Genomic DNA, 19,068 nt, shown 5'->3' on the forward strand with positions numbered 1-19,068 from the left:
CGGCGAAGTTTTTTTTGGTATGCTATTTGCTAAATGTGCTTCGGAACGTAATGCTAGTAATGAATAAATTTCTTTTTCCATTCCTTCTTCTTTTTGGCTTATTTGTGACCGCGCAAAGTAAGGTCGGCGGTATCGTTCTTGATGAATTCGATCAGCCCGTTGCCTTTGCGAACGTTATTTTCAAAAATTCTTCCCAAGGAACGATTACCAATGATGATGGCCGGTTTTATATGGAGTCTGAAAACACCTATGAAACCCTGCTCGTTAGTTTTATCGGCTATGAAGATCAGGAAATTACCTTGACCCGAAAAGTGAACTACGACATGAAGGTCATTATGAAGGAAGCGACCGAAAATTTACAGGAGGTTGTGGTGATCTCCGGGAAACAATCCAAAAAGAATAATCCCGCGGTCGATATCCTAAGAAAAATATGGGCTAAAAAACGTCAAAACGGGGTGCGCCAATTCAAACAATACAAATACGATAAGTATGAAAAGGTAGAATTCGACCTCAATACCATCGATAGTGCCTTAATGAAACGCAAGATTTTTAAAGGACTCGAATTCGTTTTTCAAGATCTTGATACCTCACGTATCACCGGGAAAACCTACCTGCCGATATTCCTGAACGAAACCTTCTCCCAAGTACATGGTGATAACCTATTAAACGAGGAAAAGGAAAAGGTTTTGGGAAACAAGAACTCCGGGTTTGATAATAACCAAGCGATTATTGCATTTGTCGAAGACCTTTATCAGGATTATGACGTTTATGATAATTATCTGAAAATCTTCGACAAGAGTTTCACCAGTCCCATTTCCCGAACGGGAGTGGATACCTATAACTACGCCTTACGGGATAGCGCATTTATCGACAACAAATGGTGCTATAATATCGTGTACTACCCTAGGCGCAAGAATGAATTGACCTTTAAGGGTGATTTTTGGGTAAACGATTCCACTTACGCCCTGAAGGAAATCAACATGGAGGTGACCAAAAGTGCCAACATCAACTGGGTAAAGGAAATCTACATCGAGCAGGAGTTCGATGTGGTGAACGATTCCGTTTTTCTCTTGAAACGCGACTATATGCTCAGTGATTTCAGCTTTCGCAAGAAAGAGCAATCAAGGGGAGTCTACGGCAAGCGCACTACGGTATACAATGATTATGTATTCGATGAGGTAAAGCCCAAGGAATTCTACCGAAAGGAGAACAATCCGTTCGACCCGGCGGTAATGAACCAGGACAGTACCTTTTGGGCTCGCAATCGGCTCGAGGCTTTGAACAAAGATGAGAAAGGAGTATACCAATTGCTCGATACGCTAAAGACCGTACCCAAATTCAAGTCGTATTATAATCTGGTAGAGGTGCTCGGTTCCGGATATGTCGAAATCGATAAATGGGATATGGATATTGGTTCGGTATATGATTTCTTCGGTTACAACGACGCCGAGGGCCCAAGGTTCCGCGTAGGTGCACGAACGTTTTTTGGTCAGAACGATCCGTGGCGTTTAGAAGGATACATGGCCTATGGTATTTTCGATAAAAAGTTCAAACACGGTCTGGCCGGGAAATTCTTGTTGGATAAAAAGAGCAGATTAATCGTTTCCGGAGGACATAGAAGGGATATTGAGCAGCTGGGCGTAAGCCTGACATCTACCAATGATGTGCTCGGTCGCAGTATCGCTTCTTCATCGGTATTGACGGTGGGCGCGAACAACAAGCTCACGAACATTAATTTAAGCGCTTTTGCAGTTGAAATAGAGCCTGTCACCAATCTTAGAGTAGGTTTGGGTACCACGTTCCGAACTTTGAGTTCGGCTTTGCCGGATGACTTCAGCTTGGAATATATCGATCCCACTTCAGCTACGGGATTATCCTCTGAAATCAAGCAGCTTGAAATGAATGCCCTGATCATTTATACACCAGGCAAAAAAACCATTGGCTATGGTGTCGAACGCAGAAACATCAATGACACCTATAGCACGTTGCTATTGAATTATTCACGAGGTATTCAAGGCACCTTAGACAGTGACTTCAATTATGATAAAGTACAATTCTCCTATAGCCAACCCTGGCAGATCGGTGGTTTTGGCCGCTTGTACAGTACCATAGAATTGGGCAAAACCTTTGGTGATGTGCCACTGGGCCTATTGAGCGTGGTTCCTGGTAACCAAACCTTCTTTACCACCTACGGTACCTTTGCCAATCTCGATTTTTATGAATTCGTGACGGATACCTATGCGACACTTCACTTGGAGCACAATTTCAATGGACGGCTGTTTTCGCGTATTCCCTTTTTGAGGAAACTTAATTTACGGGAAATCGTTGGTCTTCGAGGTGCTTGGGGTGACCTTTCCGATAGCAATATCGCTTTGAGCAGTCCGACTAACGTTCCGCTCATCGCTCCAAACGATAGGATATATTACGAATGGTCGGTCGGGGTAGGTAATATTTTCAAGATATTCCGTATTGACTTCAATTTCAGGGGTAATTATTTGGATACTCCCGACGCAAGACCTTTCGGTATTACCGGAAGCTTTGGTTTTAGCTTTTAAAACATCGATTTTATGGTCCTTCCGGCACCTACACCGAACTCGTTACAGTAAAGGAAAGAATTAAAATATCCGGTGTTACGAGCAATTTGGAGTTGAATTTTGCCACTATTATTTTCGCGTATCCATATGCCATCGCAATTATACAATTTCATAGAAATATACCCGTTTAACCCCTTTAGTTTAATTATTTTTGCAGTCCTAAATAAACAAGATGAGTAAAAAAACAAACATCACTTTTGATGTATTGATTGAAATACCAAAGGGGAGTCGGAACAAATACGAATACGACTTCACCCTGAATAAAATAAGATTCGATAGAACACTCTTCTCCTCAATGATGTATCCTGGCGATTATGGTTTTATTCCCGAAACCTTGGCCTTGGATGGAGACCCTTTGGATGTGTTGATTTTGTGTACAGAACCGACCTATCCCATGGTAGTTGTTCAAGTTAAACCTATCGGCGTTTTTCATATGGCGGATGAAAAAGGACCGGATGAAAAAATAATCTGCGTGCCCGTTTCCGATCCCATTTGGAATCAAAAAGATGACTTGTCGGATATTAATCCACATCGGGTAAAGGAAATCGAGCATTTTTTTCAAGTATATAAAGACTTGGAAAAGAAGAAAGTAGATGTCGGCGGATGGGGAAATGCCGAGGAAGCCAAAAAAATCTACCACGAGTGTGTCAAGCGCTACAATGAGAGCGAGCACAAAGACAAACGCACTTTTATGATATAGCTAAAAAACAGAATAAAAAAAGCCACTTTTCGCAAGGAAAGTGGCTTTTTTTATTCTATCCAATTTTAGTACATTAGCAGCCGCTAAAAAAAACATCTAACAAACTAACTTAAAATGGAATTAATCGTAAAATTTTTACCCGTATTCGGAGTAGTGGCCCTTCTTTTTGTGGCTTGGAAAAATGCATGGGTGGGCAAGCAGGAGGTCGGAAACGATAAAATGGCCCGAATCGCCAAAAACATTGCCGATGGAGCCATGTCTTTCCTGAAGGCGGAATATAAAATCCTTTCGATTTTCGTCATCGCCGTTGCCATTCTTTTGTTTTTCAAAGGAAGCAATGAAACCGGTTCCAATGGTATGGTCGCGCTATCTTTTGTAGTAGGCGCCATCTGTTCTGCATTGGCAGGGTTTATAGGAATGAAAGTGGCGACAAAAGCGAACGTTCGAACTACTCAAGCCGCTAAAACTTCTTTGGGAAAAGCGTTGGAGGTCGCCTTTGCCGGTGGTGCCGTTATGGGATTGGGAGTCGTTGGTCTTGGAGTTTTAGGACTCAGCGGTTTGTTTATGATCTATCAAAATATATGGACCGGACCCGAAAACTTAGGCTTGGTTTTAAACGTTTTATCCGGATTTTCCCTTGGAGCGTCTTCTATTGCCCTGTTTGCTAGGGTCGGTGGTGGAATTTATACCAAAGCTGCCGATGTGGGAGCCGATTTGGTGGGAAAAGTCGAAGCAGGTATTCCTGAGGATCACCCGTTAAATCCGGCTACCATCGCCGATAACGTTGGTGATAATGTGGGTGATGTTGCCGGTATGGGAGCTGATTTATTCGAATCGTATGTAGGTTCGATTATCGGTACCATGGTATTGGGAGCTTTTATCATTACACCGGATTTCGCCGGACTAGGTGCGGTATACCTTCCTTTGGTTTTGGCCGCGGTGGGAATATTGATGTCCATCATAGGTACGTTCTTCGTCAAGGTTAAGGATGGGGGAAACCCACAAACTGCCTTGAATATTGGGGAATTTGGATCTGCCGGTCTTATGGTCGTCGCATCTTACTTTATCATCAACGCATTGATTCCTGAAAGTGTTGCGGGCCTACCATACGGTGCCATGGGCATTTTTTGGGCTACCCTTGCCGGTCTTGTTGCCGGTTTAGGAGTTGGTAAAATCACCGAGTATTATACAGGAACAGGAACCAAGCCGGTGAACTCTATTGTCGCGCAGTCCGAAACGGGAGCTGCGACGAATATCATTGCGGGATTGGGGGTAGGAATGATGTCTACCATGATTCCTATCTTATTGATCGCCGCCGCTATTTTGGTGTCACACCATTTTGCGGGACTTTACGGTATCGCAATTGCAGCGGTGGGTATGTTGGCCAATACGGGTATTCAATTGGCTGTCGATGCTTACGGGCCGATTTCCGATAACGCAGGTGGTATCGCCGAAATGGCCGAGTTGGAACCGGAAGTACGGGAGCGTACCGATAAATTGGATGCAGTTGGTAATACAACTGCCGCCATCGGAAAAGGTTTTGCGATTGCTTCTGCCGCACTCACTGCATTGGCGCTTTTCTCCGCTTTTATGAAAGTGGCCAACGTTACGTCGATTGACGTTTCGAAACCAACGGTAATGGCCGGACTCCTTGTCGGGGCAATGTTGCCTTTTGTATTCTCCGCCTTATCTATGAATGCGGTAGGTCGCGCTGCAATGGCGATGATCGAAGAGGTACGTCGGCAGTTTAGGGATATTCCACAATTGAAAGCGGCGTTGGAAGTCATGCGTGCCGTCGATTCGGATATGTCGAAAGCAACGCCCGAGCAGCGGACAATTTTTGATGCGGCGGATGGGTATGCCGAATATGATAAGTGTGTCGATATTTCAACCAAAGCCTCGATTAAGGAAATGGTATTGCCCGGCTTATTGGCGATTGCGGTACCCGTTGCGGTAGGATTTATCGGCGGGGCCGAAATGTTGGGTGGCTTGTTGGCAGGTGTTACCTCTGCAGGGGTTTTGATGGCTATTTTCCAATCGAATGCAGGTGGTGCATGGGACAATGCCAAAAAGATGATTGAATCCGATGGTCGCAAAGGAACTGATGCACACAAAGCGGCGGTCGTTGGTGATACCGTTGGGGATCCGTTCAAGGATACTTCAGGACCTTCATTGAACATTCTGTTGAAATTAATGTCGGTTGTGGCCTTGGTGATTGCGCCTAGTATCGCGATGACAGTGGAGACCGGAATGGCCGCTACAGAAGAGGTTACCAAAACGATTACTATGAATGTGGAGAACGATGATATGGCCGAGGCCACAATAAACTACACGACGGTTGTTAACGGCGAAAAAGTTTCGGAGCAAAAGACATTCAAGGGAACAAAAGATGAGGTAGAGGCCGAGTTGAAAAGATTTGGCGCTACTGTTGAGCAGCAGAAAGGTACGGCAACTGAAATTACTATCGAAAAGATGGATATCAAAAAGGAATAAAGAGCAAGTGTTTATATGTAAAAGGGGATGCCGTGCGAATGGCATCCCTTTTTTTTTGAAAAATGTTATTGCAGTTTAAAGGTAATCGGAATACTAAAGGGAACCCGAACCGCCCTTCCCCGTTGTTTGCCCGGAGTCATTTTTGGTAGTTTTGAAAGAATTCTGGCCGCTTCTTTTTCCAAGTTTTTATCAGGTCCGCGCATTTGTATCGATCCGATAGAACCGTCTTTTTGAATGACGAACATGGTGCTGACCCTACCTTCAACGCCCATATCCTGTGCAATCTCAGGATACCGAAAGTGTTTGCGAATGTGCTTTTGCATCATGCTTTGAAAGCAGCCCTTTTTATCGGTCTCATTTTCGCAACCCGGAAATACCGGTACGTTTTCGATTACAGAAAAGGGAACTTCTTCATCGATAACTTCTTCCACCACATCGACGTCATCGACTTCGAGAATTGGCTGTTCGTCGTCAGTTTCGGTAGTTTCGATGACCGTTTCTTCAATTGGGTCCTCATCGTCAACGATATCTATTTCCGTTGGCGCCGCGGGTGGCTTGGGCGGTGGTGGTAGTTTGATATCGATCAAGGGTACTTCCTCGTCCAGCAACGGGTCTATGTTTAACGCCGTATCGTATTTAAAAGTCGTATCATAACTCTTCCATTCCAAAGCAACATAGGCCAAGGCCATTACTGTGGCAAGACCCATGACAAAATACAGTCCTCGGTTGCGGTTCAAATCGGTTTTGGGATTCTTTTTTGGTTTCATCTTTTTAAAGTTTACGTTATACATTAAATTGAGCAAGTCTATAATGACGTTTCCGGAATTATCGCACTTCGTTTTTAGAGGTCGGTCAATTGTAATGCTGGTATAAAGCTAGTCGACAACAGCCTTTGATAAAATGATGAATTAGGGAACAAGGCTTTTGAAGGAGTGTAGTGCTTGCTTGACTAAGGGATCCGTACCGAGGTATAGGTTAAATTTTTATGAACTTGTAGTTGGAACCTCTATTCACCATGTCATTCGTAACAGCATTCAATATCGCAAGAGGGCATTGTTGCATTGAAATCGGGAAAGTTTCCGAATTTGCAATGGAACCCGATATCCGTTTAAATAAACACAAAAATTGAACTTGTCTTGAGTTCATTATCCTATATTTATCCCATGGGTCTATTTGGAAAAAAAGACAAATTACAGTTGATCGCTTTTCAGGCCTATGGCACCGATACCCATTTCTATGCGCGGGGTAGGGCCTTGGAAGATGAGGAAATTGATTTATCGGCAAAAGGACTTTTCCCCTTGTTATGGAACGCTTTCAAACGATTTGAAACCGATGAAATTAAGAATACGCCGCTACTCTTGACCCTTTCCGATGGTCGTACCAGAAAACTCGCCACCGACAATAACGGCTATTATCGTATCGAAGAAAATATCGGCAACCTATCTACTTTGACGAATAGCGAGGGTTGGCTTACCTATGAAATCGCCTATGCCGATCCCGATTTGCGTAGAGAGATTTTACTTGAAAACCGCTTTCCCGGAGAATTGTTGATTCCCTCAAAAACGGCTGAGTTCGGGGTTATTTCCGATATTGACGATACCATCTTACATACAGGTGTAGCCTCAAGTTTAAAGTGGAAAGTGGTAGTGAATACTTTCTTCAAAAGAGCGAGCCGGCGACTTCCCCTAGAAGGTGCCGCAGAATTTTACCATCTACTACACCGCGGTAAATCAGGAAAAAATGCCAATCCTATTTTCTACGTAAGCCATAGTCCGTGGAATTTATACCGCTACCTCGAATTTTTCCTTACTAACAACGATTTTCCGAAAGGGCCGATCCTACTGCGAAGTTTTACCGATTTTGGCACTAGGCGTTCCCAAGGCGATAAACCGCAAAAGCAAAAGGAGATTTTGAACATCTTAAAGACCTATCCCGATATGAAGTTTATTTTAATCGGCGACAGTGGCGAGCATGACGTGGATATTTACATTGAAATTGCAGAGGCCCATCCCGATAGTATCGCGGCCATTTATTTGAGGAGTGTCAATCATAAAAAGAAGATGATCCGGGTGAGGGGACTGGTAAACAGTTATAAATTAACCCCGATACTCTTGGTAGAAAGCAGCGATCAAGCGGTCGCCCATGCCCGTGAAAATGGCTTTATTAAATAATATTTAGAACAGCATATTAGAACAGACCGTTGATTTCGGCATCTATTTTATTGATCACTGCTCCCAGATCTTCCGGCTTGTCTACAAAATCGAGATTATCCACATCGATGACCAAAAGATTTCCTTTTTCGTAACCATGTATCCACGCTTCATAACGCTCGTTAAGACGACTCAGATAGTCGATGGAAATAGAGTTCTCGTAATCACGCCCTCGTTTGTGAATTTGACTGACTAAATTAGGAATCGAACTTCTTAGATAGATCAATAAATCGGGCGGCTGCACAAGACTTTCCATTAATTCAAAAAGGCTTGAATAATTGGTGAAATCCCTGTTGGTCAAAAGACCCATAGCATGAAGATTAGGTGCGAAAATGTAGGCATCCTCGTAAATGGTACGGTCTTGTATGATATTCTTGCCCGCTTCGCGAATTTTTAGAATTTGTCTGAATCTGTGGTTCAGAAAATAAATCTGCAGATTAAAGCTCCATCGCTCCATTTGGGTGTAAAAATCATCGAGATAAGGGTTATCGACGACCTCTTCAAAGTGGGCCTCCCATTTATAGTGTTTCGCCAATAGTCTGGTCAAAGTGGTTTTTCCGGCTCCAATGTTTCCCGCAACGGCAATGTGCATTTGTGATTTTTTTAGTGGTTAGGCTATCTTTTCACAGTGCTTGACAAGATACAACGAATAATGAGTTTGCAGAAAAATTTAAAGGTGAAATACCGGGGAAATTTGTCAAAAGATGTCCAAAAGGTCTTGGAACTCGAACTGTAATAGTGATGCGACCTTGAAATCTTTGCTATGAAGCGAGACATCGAACTTTTGTCGTCTTTGAACAAATCTTTTGCAAATACCTTTTGCATCGGAACAATTTTCATATTTTTGCTTGCTCAAAATAATAAGAGGAAGGATTTGACTGATTGCAACCTCAATGTTCTGAACTCGTTTCAGGACCTCGACCCGCACGGGTCGGATGCTGAAACCAATTCAGTAGTTTAAAATGCTAAAGCAGTTGATCGGCCATAATTGGTGCCGACGTACTTCTCAAAGCAATACCGTCAAATTCGTCTAGTTCTAAAACTGTTAATTATGTCGTATTTATTTACATCCGAATCCGTTAGCGAAGGGCACCCAGATAAGGTAGCCGACCAAATAAGTGATGCCTTATTGGATAATTTTTTGGCTTTCGACCCTGAAAGCAAGGTAGCCTGTGAAACCATGGTCACTACGGGACAAGTAATTCTGGCCGGAGAAGTAAAGAGCGACACCTATCTCGATGTTCAGAATATCGCCCGCGCGGTGGTCAATCAAATTGGCTACACAAAAGGAGAGTATCAATTCAGCGGGGATTCCTGCGGCGTAATTTCTTTGATTCACGAGCAATCCCAAGATATCAATCAAGGTGTGGATCGGGGTAAAAAGGAAGAACAAGGCGCAGGGGACCAGGGAATGATGTTCGGCTACGCTACGAAGGAAACTTCGAATTATATGCCTTTGGCGTTGGATATTTCACACAAGATTTTACAGGTATTGGCCGATTTGCGCAGAAAGAATAAACAGATTAAATACCTAAGGCCCGATGCCAAATCTCAAGTGACGATAGAATATTCGGACGACAACGTACCACAGCGAATCGATACCATTGTGGTATCTACCCAGCATGATGCATTCGATAAGAATGACAAAAAGATGTTGGCCAAGATCAAGAAAGACATTATTGAGATATTAATTCCGCAGGTAAAGAAAAAGCTTCCCAAAAAAATACAGAATCTTTTTGACGATCAAATCCAGTACCACATCAATCCTACTGGTAAGTTCGTTATCGGGGGGCCACATGGTGATACTGGGTTAACGGGTAGAAAGATCATTGTGGATACTTATGGTGGAAAAGGTGCCCACGGTGGTGGTGCATTTAGCGGAAAAGACCCCAGCAAGGTAGACCGGAGTGCCGCCTATGCCTCAAGACATGTAGCTAAGAACCTTGTGGCAGCCGGCGTAGCCGATGAAATTTTAGTTCAGGTAAGTTATGCGATAGGGGTGGTAGAGCCGACCTCGATTTTTGTCGATACCTACGGTACGGCAAATGTTGAGCTCACCGACGGTGCTATTGCGAAGAAGGTTGAAAAATTGTTCGATATGCGTCCGTTCGCCATCGAAAAACGATTAAAATTAAGAAATCCGATTTATTTGGAAACCGCTGCGTATGGTCATATGGGCAAGGAGCCGAAAACCGTGAAGAAGGTTTTTGAATCGCCGTACAATGGCCGTGTCGAGAAAGAAGTTGAACTCTTTACATGGGAGAAGTTGGATATGGTCGATAAAGTAAAAGCTGCTTTTAAATTGTAGCCTGTTACAAAAATCACGAAGAACGGCCGTATTTGTGATGCGGCCGTTTTTTTTGCGATAGATTTTAATTTTTTTCTACGATTCCTAGGATAATACAATTTTCCGTTCTTAATTTGTTACTTTAAAGTTCAAACATTTATTGACAAGTTATCAAGAAAGGTGGAGGGATTAGACCCTACGAAACCTTAGCAACCCTTTGATCTTTTGCAAAGAAGGTGCTACATTCTACTGGTGCTGAGTTCATTTCAGTATTTGGCAGATAACGCAATACGGATTACCTCAAGTAGTCTTTCGCTTTCTTATAACTTTTCGATTTAACCTTCGCGCATGTCGGCGACGATGGGTTTGGATTTTCATTACCTAATATTATATTAATTAAAATCTTTAAATCATGAGTGATCACAAATTTTCTACAAATGCATTGCATGCTGGACACGACACGACCTTGAATGGTGGTACAAGAGCAGTACCGATTTATCAAAGTACAGCATATGTTTTCAACAACTCCGATCATGCGGCCAATCTTTTTGGTCTGGCCGAATTTGGTAATATCTATACGAGGATCAACAATCCGACCAATGATATTTTAGAACAGCGTTTGGCTGCCATCGAAGGAGGGGTAGCCGCGTTGGTAACCGCCTCGGGTACGGCCGCAATTGCCACCACGCTAATGGTGCTGCTGAAAAGCGGTGATCATATTGTGGCTTCCAATAGTTTGTATGGGGGTACGTACAACCTATTAAGTGTTACGCTTCCTAGATTGGGCATCACCACTACATTTGTAGACCCTTCCGACCCATCTAACTTCGGTAAGGCTGTCAAGGAGAATACCAGAGCGATTTTCGTAGAGTCGCTTGGAAATCCCAAATTGGATGTTTTAGACTTGAAAGCAATCTCCTCTGAGGCGAAGAGCGCTAAAATTCCTTTTTTAGTCGACAATACGGTAGCTACCCCGGCGCTTTTGAATCCAATCGAACACGGGGCGAATATCGTAATACATTCGCTGACCAAGTATATAAACGGCAACGGAACCGCTTTGGGGGGTGCCATAATCGATGCCGGTAATTTTGATTGGGCAAACGGAAAATTTCCGGAATTTACCGAACCTTCGGCAGGTTATCACGGCTTGGTGTATCACGAAGCGGTCGGCCCAATTGCCTTTATAATAAAAGCACGAATAGAGGGGCTACGAGATTTCGGTGCGGCGCTAAGTCCGTTCAATGCCTTTCAGATTATCCAAGGGCTTGAAACGCTAGAAATCCGAGTCAAAAAGCACAGCGAAAATGCATTGGCTTTGGCCAAATGGTTGGAAACTAGGAGTGAAGTAACATGGGTGAACTACCCAGGGTTGGCTTCAAGTAGATTCAAGGCCCAGTCAGATGCCTATCTCCCTAAAGGTCAAAGTGGTATCGTAACATTCGGTGTAAAAGGTGGCTTCGAATCCGCAAAAAAGATCGCCGATAATACGAAATTGTTCTCGTTGTTGGCGAATATCGGTGATTCGAAATCGTTGATTATACATCCTGCAAGTACCACGCACCAACAGTTGGATGATGCCGCGCAGGAATCGACCGGGGTAACCAAGGATTTGATTCGACTTTCAGTCGGGCTCGAAGACCTTGAAGATTTAAAATCAGATTTGGAAAACGCTTTCGCAACGATCGATAAATCGGTTTTGGCTTAAATTCTAAAAGTCCCTAAAGGTTTCCCACTTTTGCCAAATGGTTTCTGCAAGTGGGTCAAAACCTTTAGGGTCTAATTCCGTACCAAATGCTCCATCACTTGAAGATAAAAAATTACCGTACCCTCAGCGGTGCTGAACAGGACATCGATTTGTCGTACCAACTCTTTGGGGCGCCTTTGCATACCGCTCCCATAGTATTGGTGAACCATGCCCTTACTGGCAACTCGAATGCAAGTGGTGAAGAGGGTTGGTGGTCTGTTCTCATCGGTGACGGAAAATGCATCGACACCCAAAAGTACACGGTACTTTCCTTCAATATTCCCGGGAATGGGTATGACAAATTCGTCATTGAAAATTATAAGGATTTCGTAGCCGGTGATATGGCGAACATCTTTTTGGAGGGCCTAAAGCAATTGAACATCAATCGCCTTTTCGCAATAATCGGGGGCTCTCTAGGAGGGGGCATCGCTTGGGAAATGGCCGCTTTGAACCCGAAATTGACCGAGCATTTGATTCCCGTGGCATCAGATTGGAAATCGACCGACTGGCTCATCGCTAATTGCCAGATTCAGGAGCAGTTTTTAGTAAATTCAAAACAACCGGTACATGATGCGCGTATGCACGCCATGCTTTGTTACCGTACACCCGAATCGTTCAAGGAACGCTTTCAACGGAGTACGAATAACGAACTCAAAGTCTTTAACGTAGAAAGTTGGCTGCTACATCATGGGGAGAAATTGCAAGAGCGATTTCAGCTTTCCGCTTACAAATTGATGAACCAATTACTGAAGACCATCGATATTACCAGAGATGGCGACGAGAACTTCATCAATTTACAGAATAGCGATACCAATATTCATATTGTCGGTGTTAATTCCGATCTCTTTTTTACGGCAAAAGAGAACAAGGAGACCTTTAAGCAACTTGCCCAGGCCAACAGTAACGTAACCTACGGAGAGATACAATCGGTACACGGTCATGACGCTTTTTTGATAGAATTTGAACAATTGCAGCGTTTATTGCACCCCGTTTTCAATAAAAGCAAAAAAGCGGAAGGTTTCAAAGTCTTGAAATTTGGCGGCAAATCGCTCAGCAATGGTGAAGGGCTTGAACGGGTACTGGAAATCATCGTTTCAAAAGTAAAACGCAACGAAAACATTACGGTAGTATTATCCGCGCGGCAAGACGGTACCAACCAGCTAGAGACAATGCTCGAAAAAGCCGCTAATGGCGGTAATTATAAAGATGATTTTGAACTGTTCGAGAAATACCAACAGCATGCCTATGCGAATGTCAACCTTTCGGAAGAATTTCGGAATCTCGCGAAATTGTACGAAGGAGTTTCCCTGCTAGGGGATTACAGCCTGAAGATAAAAGATGAGGTACTTGCCCATGGGGAATTGATATCGGCCAAACTCATTACGAAATTGTTGATCGGTAAAGGCATCAAGGCCGTTCTTGTGGATTCTCGCAAATACATCAAGACTGATGATAGTTTCGGCGATGCGCTGGTTCTGGAAGACCGCTCCAAGGAGAACATCCTTGCCCATATTGCTACACTGCCATCTGAAAGCGTACCAATTTTCACAGGTTTTATAGCCTCGAATGAAAAAGGGGAAACTACCACTTTAGGCAGAAATGGCAGCAACTATTCCGCGGCTTTATTGGCTAATTTTTTAGATGCCGAAGAACTGCAGAATTATACGCATGTAGATGGTATTTTTACCGCCAACCCTGATTTGGTTTCGGATGCGAGGCGGTTATCGAATGTTTCCTATGCTGAAGCAAACGAGCTGGCCAATTTTGGAGCGACCATCTTGCATGCCAAGACGATTATCCCTCTAATTGAAAAGAACATTCCCTTACGGATACTCAACACTTTCAACGGGGATAACGAAGGAACGCTGATCAGTGCAAAGTCGAGTAAGGAAGGTATCAAGTCGCTTTCCGTGATCGAGGCGGTTTCATTGATCAATTTAGAGGGTCGTGGGCTTTTGGGTAAAGTGGGAATAGATGCGCGAATTTTTCGTGCCCTTGAAGAAAACAACATCAACGTTAGTATTATTTCCCAAGGTTCTTCGGAGCGGGGCATCGGTCTTGTGGTCGATAAACATAAGGCACAGAAAGCTAAAAAGGCGTTGGAGAAAGAATTTTCCAGTGATTTTAAGGCACAAGACATCAACACGATCAGCGTGGTAAACGACGTATCGGTTGTTTCTATCGTCGGTCAGGATTTGAGCACTTTTCACAAACCCTACAATGCGTTGATCAAAAATAGAATCATACCCTTACTTTTCAATAATACCGTTTCTGGAAAAAATGTCAGCATTGTGGTGAACCAGTCCGATTTGAAGAAAGCCGTAAACGTTATGCACGGTCAGATTTTCGGTATAAGTAAGAAAGTGAATCTTGCCATTTTTGGTCATGGCAATGTTGGAGGTACCCTGGTCGACCAGATTTTAAAGTCTACACGGAACATTGAAAGAAGAAAGGGAATCGATCTACGTGTTTTTGCGGTTGCGAACTCAAAGAAAGCACTGTTGCGAAAAAATGGAATTGCAAAGACATGGAAATCAGACTTAAAAAAGCACGGCAATCCGTACACCATTGAAGATATTTTTGAGTATGCCCAGAAGAATCATCTGGAGAATCTAATTGCAGTTGATAATACCGCCAGTTCGGATTTTGTAGCGCACTATTTTGATTTTGTGGAAAATGGTTTTGATTTGGTGTCCTCCAATAAAATTGCCAATACATTGGGCTTTGACTATTACCAATTGATTCGGGAAGAACTCGCAAAAAATCACAAGCAATACCTATACGAAACCAATGTCGGGGCGGGGCTTCCTTTGATAGATACTATTAAGTTATTGCATTTGTCAGGGGAAAACATCACGCGTATTCAAGGAGTGTTTTCGGGTTCGTTGAGCTATATTTTCAATACATTCTCTGAAGTGGACACCTCGTTTTCCTCCATCTTGAAAGACGCGATGCAGAAAGGGTTTACCGAACCAGATCCAAGAGAAGATCTTTCCGGAAACGATGTAGGCCGCAAATTATTGATTTTGGCGAGAGAGCTCGGTTTGAGCAACGAGTTTTCGGATATCGCGATTCAAAATCTAATTCCTGTTGCATTACAAGATGGTGATGTCGAGTTTTTTTTAAAGAATCTCGACGTACTGAACGATACTTTCAATGAAATAAAAAAGAATCAAAAGGAGAATCACGTCTTGCGATATGTTGGTGATCTGCACGGGAATCTTCAAAAAGAAAAAGGGTTGTTGGATGTAAAGCTAGTCTCGGTACCGAAAGAAAGTGCGCTGGGGCAAGTAAAAGGCTCGGATTCCATCATTGAAATATATACGGAATCTTATGGGGAGAACCCTTTGGTGATTCAAGGTGCCGGAGCCGGTGCCGCGGTGACCGCAAGAGGTGTATTTGGGGATATTTTAAGGATTGCGGAGAAAGGATGACTTCGACTACGCTCAGCCACCGGGATTTAATGCACGAAGGCAAAATCTATACCGAAGATGGAATAACGTCAAAAATGATAATGAATTATAAGCTTTTTGGTAAAATATAGATGATGGGCTATACGTACATATTACTATGTTCGGATGGAACCTATTATACTGGAAGCACCAAAGAGCTGGAAGTTAGAATTGAGCAACATCAGAACGGAGAAGGAGCGAACTACACTGCCAAAAGATTACCGGTCAAGCTAATTTATGTGGAGGAATATCAAAGAATCGACACAGCCTTTTATAGGGAGAAACAGATTCAAGGATGGAGTAGGGCAAAAAAAGAGGCCTTGATAAATGGTAAGTTGGAAAAATTGCATGATTTGGCAGAATGCCAAAATAAAACGCATTATAAATACTATAAGGAAAAAAGTATTAGTTGAAATAATGGTCAGAGCTTTGTCAGCAGTCTGAGCTCAAAAACAAATTTACGAATTTGACCCAAGTCTTTCACGACCCGGTGGCTGAGCGTAGCCGAAGACACCATGTTTGAGTTAAAAAAATAAAAATGAACAACAAATTTGAAACCAATGCCATAAGAACGCAACTTAAGCGGTCTCAAAACCAGGAACACTCGGTTCCTATGTATTTGACCTCGAGTTTCGTGTTCGAAGATGCCGAAGACATGCGCGCTTCGTTTGCGGAGGAAAAGGACCGCAATATTTACTCCCGCTATTCCAACCCCAATTCTTCGGAGTTTATCGAGAAGGTTTGTCAAATGGAGGGCGCAGAGACCGGTTTTGCCTTCGCTAGTGGAATGGCAGCGGTATTTTCGACTTTTGCGGCCTTGTTGGAGAGTGGAGACCACATTTTATCGGCCAGAAGTATTTTTGGTTCTACGCATTCGCTGTTCACCAATTTTCTCCCGAAATGGAATATCACACATTCTTATTTTAAAATCGATGCACTTGAGGCAATTGAAAAATTGATTACCCCCAATACCAAAATGATCTATGCAGAATCGCCCACCAATCCCGGAGTGGATATTCTGGATTTGGAAGCACTTGGGAAAATAGCGAAAAGACACAAGCTCATATTGGTGATTGATAATTGCTTCGCATCACCATATTTGCAGCAACCCATAAAACATGGGGCCGATTTGGTCATTCATTCCGGAACGAAATTGATGGATGGTCAAGGACGGGTTTTAGCGGGAATTACGGTAGGCCGTTCAGCACTAATCGATAAAATCTATCGGTTTTCCAGAATAACCGGTCCGGCACTCTCCCCGTTCAATGCTTGGGTATTATCGAAAAGTCTAGAAACTTTGGCGGTTCGCGTAGACCGTCACTGCGAGAATGCCTTGAAGTTAGCAGAATTTTTAGAGGGTCATGAAAAGATAAATTGGGTAAGGTATCCGTTTTTGAAATCGCATCCAAAGTATGCGATTGCCAAAAAACAAATGAAAGCCGGAGGTTGCGTGGTCGCTTTTGAAGTAAAAGGTGGTCTTGCGGCCGGACAGCAATTCTTCGATGCTATAAAATTACTTTCACTCTCTGCGAATTTGGGGGATTCGAGAAGTATCGTAACCCATCCCGCATCTACGACCCATAGTAAATTATCGGCTGAGGAAAGGGCGGAAACCGGCATTACGGATGGCATGGTCAGGGTCTCGGTGGGCTTGGAGCATATTGATGATATAATTCGAGATATTCACCAAGCGCTAGGGTAATCATGCGATAGGCATGGCCATTTCAATTCGTCTAAATGTCGGTAAGGCCTTGTAATATGAACTCGGATAAAGAACTAAAACATCAGGGAATTTTACTTTTGATGTTCGAAGCATTAGCTTTCATTCGCTTACGAAATATGAGGATATGGAGCATGGTTAGGTCTTTGCTCTCTTTTTAAGTAGGGTTTCCATAAAATGCTTTCTGTATTCCGAGGGCGTTGTACCGTACTCGTCCCTGAAAATCTTGGAAAGATAGCTCTTACTGTTGAGACCTACCAAATCTACGATTTCAGAAATGCTGTATTCCGTATTCAAAATCAGATCTTTAATAAGATCAAGGCGTACCTGTTGAATGTATTGATTTACCGTTACACCATATAGATTCTGAAATCCTTCTTGGAGCTTGTTGTTGTTCAACCCAACTTCACCTGCGATATCACTGATCGTCTCCAATTCAGAAATTTGTTTCTTGATCAATTTTGCGGCGGACTCGATTTGCTTTATTTCCGATTGTCTCAGGATACTTCGATTTGAGGCATCTTCCAAATCATCTTGATACTGCAAGATCTGTGCAGTAAGCATTTGATAGGCCTTGCCCTCTAAAAATAGCTTTTTCAAGAAATCCCTTTCTTCGAAAGTCTGCATTTCCCGAAACAGGTCCGCCAATTTTAGGCTATAGAACCCTTCGTGATAAAAAGATTTTCTAGCCTCAATGTCATTAAAGAGATCTTGAAGGGTTTGGTCCATGGTGACCAGTTCGCACTGTACCTTCTTTTGAAATTCTTTACGGGTTATTTCCAAACTGTTGACAACGGTGTGCACTTTAGGTTGAAACCGCAGCACGTGGCCGTTGAAAAAGTCACTGGCCACAATAGCCTCTTGGTAATGATTTATCTCATGTATATCTTCATAATTCTCGAATCTATGTAATAACGAACCCTTTAAGCAATACAAGAACTTTAAGGGATGTATTTCATTAATCGTGAACTGAAACTCAATAGCCTCCTTAAAAATACAGTCATATTGAACGATGCCCATACCCCCGTCAAAGCTAACACCTCGAATATTTCCTTCTCCTATATGCGAAGGAAGATCAAGATAGTATGTTCCACAGCTTTCTATGTATTTGGTTTCAAAAGCTTTGGCGATGTCGTCCATTACTTCTGCGATGGGCAGGGAATTTACTTCTATTGCAATCATAACATCCGACTTTTGTTCAAGGTACTACAATGTTTGTTATAAATAGGATTCAAGCGGATAATTCTCGCGCCGAGCATCAAGCTGAAAAAAGACTTTTGGGTTACTAAAAAAATCAATCGTGTCAATGTGCCTGTTCTTAAATAGATAGATTGTTGACCACATAATATTTGTGAAATCGTAGAACAACTAAAATTAGAAATTATGAATGATGATGTAAAAAAAATCGAAGAAAAATTACAGGAAGTAATCGACAAAACCGAAGATGCGATCAAGGGTTTTAACAAGGCAGCTGAAAATGCCAGTGATGTAAGCACTAAAACGTACTTTTCTAGGAGAGCTAAAAACCGACAGCGTTTCTTAACGCAGCTTAAAAATGCATCTCCTGATCTCCGTTTGGGAAATGAGGATATTGACGGAACTACAGCTGGGGCAGTGCACCGTACTTGGATGGACGTAAAAGCGTTCTTTTCTGCCGATAACGACGAATCTATGCTCGAAGAGGCGGTACGAGGCGACAAATCGGCGATTGAGGAATACAATGAAGTTCTGGCCGAAACCCATGTTCCTGCAAGAGTTAAGGAGATACTCAGGGAGCAGCGCGATGCAATTCAAAATGACCTCGAGACATCCGAAATCTTAGAGGATTTTAGATAGGCTTTAAGCTTGTGAAAAGTAAATATCCTTGG

Annotated in this window: 13 protein-coding genes and 1 riboswitch; of the genes, 10 read left to right on the plus strand and 3 right to left on the minus strand. The window is 42.9% G+C overall.

Translation table 11 applies throughout. From position 1 onward, the window contains the following. The first annotated feature begins 59 nt into the window (after positions 1 to 59). From FGM00_RS02025 to FGM00_RS02035, 3 genes are all read left to right on the plus strand, one after another. A complete protein-coding gene (locus FGM00_RS02025; RefSeq protein ID WP_138851307.1) occupies positions 60 to 2,555 on the plus strand; it encodes a DUF5686 family protein in 2,496 nt (831 codons plus the stop codon). Between the two features lie 211 nt (positions 2,556 to 2,766). Beyond that, the gene (locus FGM00_RS02030) at positions 2,767 to 3,294 is read left to right on the plus strand and encodes an inorganic diphosphatase (protein WP_138851308.1); all 528 of its coding nucleotides are present in this window, start codon (positions 2,767 to 2,769) and stop codon (positions 3,292 to 3,294) included. Positions 3,295 to 3,408: 114 nt separating this feature from the next. Continuing rightward, on the plus strand, positions 3,409 to 5,787 hold the full coding sequence (locus FGM00_RS02035) for a sodium-translocating pyrophosphatase (protein ID WP_138851309.1): 2,379 nt from the start codon (positions 3,409 to 3,411) through the stop codon (positions 5,785 to 5,787). A gap of 65 nt (positions 5,788 to 5,852) precedes the next feature. Here FGM00_RS02035 and FGM00_RS02040 read toward each other — a convergent pair whose 3' ends face one another. After that, the gene (locus FGM00_RS02040) at positions 5,853 to 6,554 is read right to left on the minus strand and encodes an energy transducer TonB (protein WP_138851310.1); all 702 of its coding nucleotides are present in this window, start codon (positions 6,552 to 6,554) and stop codon (positions 5,853 to 5,855) included. A gap of 396 nt (positions 6,555 to 6,950) precedes the next feature. On the opposite strand from FGM00_RS02040, the gene FGM00_RS02045 reads away from it, so the two are divergent. Then, entirely contained in the window at positions 6,951 to 7,958 is a 1,008-nt protein-coding gene (locus FGM00_RS02045) for an App1 family protein (RefSeq protein WP_138854586.1), read from the plus strand. Positions 7,959 to 7,974: 16 nt separating this feature from the next. Here FGM00_RS02045 and FGM00_RS02050 read toward each other — a convergent pair whose 3' ends face one another. After that, positions 7,975 to 8,589, minus strand: a complete 615-nt coding sequence (locus tag FGM00_RS02050; RefSeq protein ID WP_138851311.1) for a deoxynucleoside kinase — start codon at positions 8,587 to 8,589, stop codon at positions 7,975 to 7,977. A gap of 459 nt (positions 8,590 to 9,048) precedes the next feature. Between FGM00_RS02050 and metK the strand changes: the two genes are divergently transcribed. From metK to FGM00_RS02075, 5 genes are all read left to right on the plus strand, one after another. Beyond that, entirely contained in the window at positions 9,049 to 10,305 is a 1,257-nt protein-coding gene (metK, locus tag FGM00_RS02055) for a methionine adenosyltransferase (RefSeq protein WP_138851312.1), read from the plus strand. A 144-nt stretch (positions 10,306 to 10,449) separates the two neighbouring features. Further along, positions 10,450 to 10,571: riboswitch (SAM riboswitch) on the plus strand. A 125-nt stretch (positions 10,572 to 10,696) separates the two neighbouring features. Then, on the plus strand, positions 10,697 to 11,989 hold the full coding sequence (locus FGM00_RS02060) for an O-acetylhomoserine aminocarboxypropyltransferase/cysteine synthase family protein (protein ID WP_138851313.1): 1,293 nt from the start codon (positions 10,697 to 10,699) through the stop codon (positions 11,987 to 11,989). Between the two features lie 86 nt (positions 11,990 to 12,075). Further along, positions 12,076 to 15,462 (plus strand): bifunctional aspartate kinase/homoserine dehydrogenase I, encoded by a 3,387-nt coding sequence (gene thrA / locus FGM00_RS02065; protein WP_138851314.1) that lies wholly within the window; start codon positions 12,076 to 12,078, stop codon positions 15,460 to 15,462. Positions 15,463 to 15,572: 110 nt separating this feature from the next. Next, positions 15,573 to 15,893, plus strand: a complete 321-nt coding sequence (locus FGM00_RS02070) for a GIY-YIG nuclease family protein (RefSeq protein WP_138851315.1) — start codon at positions 15,573 to 15,575, stop codon at positions 15,891 to 15,893. Positions 15,894 to 16,018: 125 nt separating this feature from the next. Continuing rightward, the gene (locus FGM00_RS02075; RefSeq protein ID WP_138851316.1) at positions 16,019 to 17,182 is read left to right on the plus strand and encodes a trans-sulfuration enzyme family protein; all 1,164 of its coding nucleotides are present in this window, start codon (positions 16,019 to 16,021) and stop codon (positions 17,180 to 17,182) included. Positions 17,183 to 17,338: 156 nt separating this feature from the next. Here FGM00_RS02075 and FGM00_RS02080 read toward each other — a convergent pair whose 3' ends face one another. Beyond that, a complete protein-coding gene (locus FGM00_RS02080) occupies positions 17,339 to 18,382 on the minus strand; it encodes a helix-turn-helix domain-containing protein (RefSeq protein WP_138851317.1) in 1,044 nt (347 codons plus the stop codon). Positions 18,383 to 18,583: 201 nt separating this feature from the next. Between FGM00_RS02080 and FGM00_RS02085 the strand changes: the two genes are divergently transcribed. Further along, complete coding sequence (locus FGM00_RS02085; protein ID WP_138851318.1) at positions 18,584 to 19,036, plus strand: ferritin-like domain-containing protein; 453 nt, start codon at positions 18,584 to 18,586, stop codon at positions 19,034 to 19,036. Positions 19,037 to 19,068 lie beyond the last annotated feature (32 nt).

This window comes from Aggregatimonas sangjinii, assembly GCF_005943945.1.
Lineage (GTDB): Bacteria > Bacteroidota > Bacteroidia > Flavobacteriales > Flavobacteriaceae > Pelagihabitans > Pelagihabitans sangjinii.